The 3,385-nt window shown below is 74.3% G+C and carries 3 protein-coding genes and 1 pseudogene; 1 reads left to right on the top strand and 3 read right to left on the bottom strand.

Annotated features, from left to right (window positions below):
* Together SACPADRAFT_RS29285 and SACPADRAFT_RS0222025 are read right to left on the bottom strand one after the other, a co-directional pair.
* Positions 1 to 754, bottom strand: a 754-nt coding sequence (locus tag SACPADRAFT_RS29285) for an NAD(P)-dependent oxidoreductase (RefSeq protein ID WP_007027003.1), incomplete at its 3' end; no start/stop codon positions are given.
* A 97-nt stretch (positions 755 to 851) separates the two neighbouring features.
* Positions 852 to 1,544, bottom strand: a complete 693-nt coding sequence (locus SACPADRAFT_RS0222025; RefSeq protein WP_007027004.1) for an acetoacetate decarboxylase family protein — start codon at positions 1,542 to 1,544, stop codon at positions 852 to 854.
* A 391-nt stretch (positions 1,545 to 1,935) separates the two neighbouring features.
* Here SACPADRAFT_RS0222025 and SACPADRAFT_RS0222030 point away from each other — a divergent pair, with 391 nt between their 5' ends.
* The gene (locus SACPADRAFT_RS0222030) at positions 1,936 to 3,063 is read left to right on the top strand and encodes a S1 family peptidase (protein ID WP_007027005.1); all 1,128 of its coding nucleotides are present in this window, start codon (positions 1,936 to 1,938) and stop codon (positions 3,061 to 3,063) included.
* A gap of 127 nt (positions 3,064 to 3,190) precedes the next feature.
* Here the strand turns inward: SACPADRAFT_RS0222030 and SACPADRAFT_RS33470 are convergent.
* Positions 3,191 to 3,385 (bottom strand): annotated as a pseudogene (locus SACPADRAFT_RS33470) (alpha/beta hydrolase); the annotation flags it as partial.

A 3,385-nucleotide genomic window follows, 5' to 3' on the forward strand; every position in this document is an offset into this window, starting at 1 on the left:
CGCGCAGCAGCTCGCGGCCCGCGCGCGTCACGGTGGGCGACACGCCGAGGTCGTCCAGCATCGCGGCGGCCGCGTCCATCTCGGCGCCGCGCCGCACGGCGTGCGTGTGGCTTCCGCTCACCAGACGGTCCACAGTGGACTCATCCGCGCCGGCGAGCTCGGTGGCGATGTTGTCCCGCAGCCAGTCCTCGCACCCGGCGGCGCGGGCGGCCTCCAGCGCCTCCACCACGGAGGCCGCCATCCCCTTGAAGAAGACGCTGCGCAGCAGTTTGCGCCCGGCGGCGACCCCGGCGGGGCCGTCGAGTACCTCCACCGGCGCACCGAGCGGCCGCAGCAGTGCGGCGGCCCGTTCGGCGCCGGCGCCGCTCGCGAACATCGGCACACCGAGACCTCGGCCCGGGACGGTGGCCATCAGCGCGACGTCCACACACCGGTGACCGTTCTCGCGGGCGGTGTGGTCGAGCTGCTGCTTCACCCCCGGCGCGGCGGTGTTGGCATCCACCCAGACGGCGTCCGCCCCGAGCGCGCCGATCCCCGCCCGCAACGCCCCGGGCGCGGCGGCGGCACTGTTCACGCTGAGCACCAGGTCCGCCCCGGCCACCGCGTCCGCCTCGGACGGACAGCCGAGCACGCCGTCCGGGGCCGCGACGGCCGGATCGTATCCGCGCACCACCGCTCCCGCCGTGACCAGATCGGCGGCGAGGGCGGCGCCCGCCTCGCCGAGTCCGAGCAGTGCGACCGTCGGCGTGTCCATCGGCTCCCCTCCCTCCGGGTCCGGGGGCCAGGCTAACCGACGGCGTCCCGGGTCCGGCCCGGGTGAGCACCCACGTCCGCCGCCGTGGCGCACGCGGTCAGGACAGTTCCTCCGCGTCGCCGAAGGTCATGCCGAGGGCGCCGATCGTCGTGGTGGTCAGCGCCCGCCGGGGCAACCCGAGCGTGCGCAGCTCGTCGGCGATGGGGTCGTCGCCGAGCACCACCCGGGCACCACCGAGGCCCGCCCGGACCCGTCCGGGGCGCATCTCCCACGGGGTCCGCCGCAGCACGCCCTCGTGCAGGCTGTAGGCGTCGACGTCGGTCCCGCCCGCGGCCGACGGCACCGGGAGGCCCGGGCGCACGGTCATCCCCAGCACGAACCGGCCGTCCGGGCGCCGCAGCACGCACCGCCGGGTGCCGCCGGAGAGTCGCAGGTCGATCGTGGTGAGCTCCTTCGGGAAGCCCCAGATCCCACGCCCCGCCGCCAGGGTGAACTCCCCGTTCACCGGCAGCCGGTGGATGTACGCGCCGGCCCGCGCGTGTCCCGGTGCGCGGGCGAGGAGCGCCACCGCGAACTCGTGGTACGGCCCGAGGTCGCCGTCGATGTAGCGTACGAACGCGAGTGAGCACAGCGCCCGCCCGGGCCACGGGCGCACCGGCGCCAGCCCGGCCCCGGCGAGCAGGGTGGTCGCCGCCGGCGCCGACACCGCGAACAGCGCGGAACAGGCGCTCGCTGAGCGGATCTCCACCGGGGTCTCGACCAGTTCGCCACCCACGGCGTGTGTCGTCATCGACGTGCCTCCGTTCGTGCGGTGGGGTGGTCCTCCGTGCCGCCCCCCGGACATGAGTAGAACATGTTCTCGTCCGCCGACGGAATGGTCACCGAGCCCCGGGAACGGGCAGCGGGGACCGCGCCCCCTGGGCGTCGTCGTTCACCGGAGGTTGCGCCGATCCGGTGACGGCCCACATTGCTCCCGCGATGTCCGGAAGTCCGAAGTACTGGGCCGATCGAGGGATACACCCGGAGCTCCCGCGTCCGAGCAGGCCCCCGTGACCAGGCCCGGGTAGAGCGGTTGGGCAATTTCCCACTTTCGTCGCGGTCCGTTAGGCGGCTGTGCGGCCCGAGGGGGCCTCCGCATACTTCGCCACCTGTCCGGACGATCACGTCCCGAGGAGGATGGCATGAAACGGACGAGGAACGGATTCGCGGCCCGTGCCGGGGCCGCCGCGGTGCTGGCCGCGGGGACGGCCGCGGCCTTCGCCCTGCCCGCGTCGGCGCAACCCGCACCCATGGACGTCGACCCCGGCATGGTTCAGGCCATGGAGCGGGATCTGGGCCTGAGCGGCACCCAGGCCGAGCAGCGGTTGCGCAGCGAGGCGACGGCCCGCGCCGTCGACGAGACCGTCCGCGCGGAGCTGGGGGACAGCTTCGGGGGATCGTTCTACGACGCCGACAAGGGCGGACTCGTCGTGTCCGTGACCGACCCGGCACAGCTGCGCGAGGCGCGGGCGGCCGGCGCCGAGGCCCGGATGGTCGACGACAGTGCGGCCGAGCTGGAAGCGGCGGCCAACCGGTTGAACCGGGCCGAGAGCCGGGCGCCCGGGTCGGTGACCGGGTGGTACGTCGACGTCGAACGCAACTCGGTGGTCGTGACCACCACCCCGGGCACCGCGGCCGGGGCCGAGGAGTTCGTCGCCTCCGCGGGGGTCGACGCCGACACCGCCGAGGTCGTGGAGTCCGCCGAACGGCCGCGCGCCCTGATGGACGTCGTGGGCGGCAACGCCTACTACATGGGCAGCGGGGGGCGCTGCTCGGTCGGCTTCGCCGTGAACGGCGGGTTCGTCACCGCCGGGCACTGCGGCTCCACCGGCGAGTCCACCTCGCAGCCCAGCGGCACCTTCGCCGGCTCGTCGTTCCCGTACAACGACTACGCCTACGTCGAGACCGGCTCCGACGACACGCCGCGGCCGTACGTCAACACCTACAGCGGCACCAGGACGGTCTCCGGCTCGAACGAGGCGCCGGTGGGCTCGTCGATCTGCCGGTCCGGCTCCACCACCGGCTGGCACTGCGGCACGGTCGAGGCCAAGAACCAGACCGTGCGCTACTCCCAGGGTGCGGTCTACGGCATGACCCGCACCGACGTGTGCGCCGAACCCGGTGACTCCGGCGGCTCGTTCATCTCGGGCAACCAGGCCCAGGGCATGACCTCCGGCGGCTCCGGCAACTGCACCTGGGGCGGCACCACCTACTTCCAGCCCGTCAACGAAGCACTCAACGCCTACGGACTCAGCCTGGTCACCGGCTGACCCACCGACCGGCCGGACCGGCCGTACCTGTCGGACCCGCCCGGTGGGGCAACTCCCACCGGGCGGGTCCCTGTCGTTCGGTGCCGTGCGTGGTCCGGTGTCGTGTGTGCGGGGTCGTGGTGCGTGGTCAGCCGGGGAACAGGTGGCGCCGCAGGAACCGGATCTGGTGGTCGAGCGCCGCGGCGAACCACGGTCTGCCGGGCCAGGCGTCGAAGTGGTCGCACGGGTAGTGCCGCACCTCGGCACCGGCCCGGAACGCCGCGCGCGCGGCGGCCTCCGGTGGGGCGGCGCCGTCGGAGTCGGCGATCTGCACCAGCGTCGG

This window comes from Saccharomonospora iraqiensis subsp. paurometabolica YIM 90007 (assembly GCF_000231035.2).
Taxonomy (GTDB): Bacteria; Actinomycetota; Actinomycetes; order Mycobacteriales; family Pseudonocardiaceae; genus Saccharomonospora; species Saccharomonospora paurometabolica.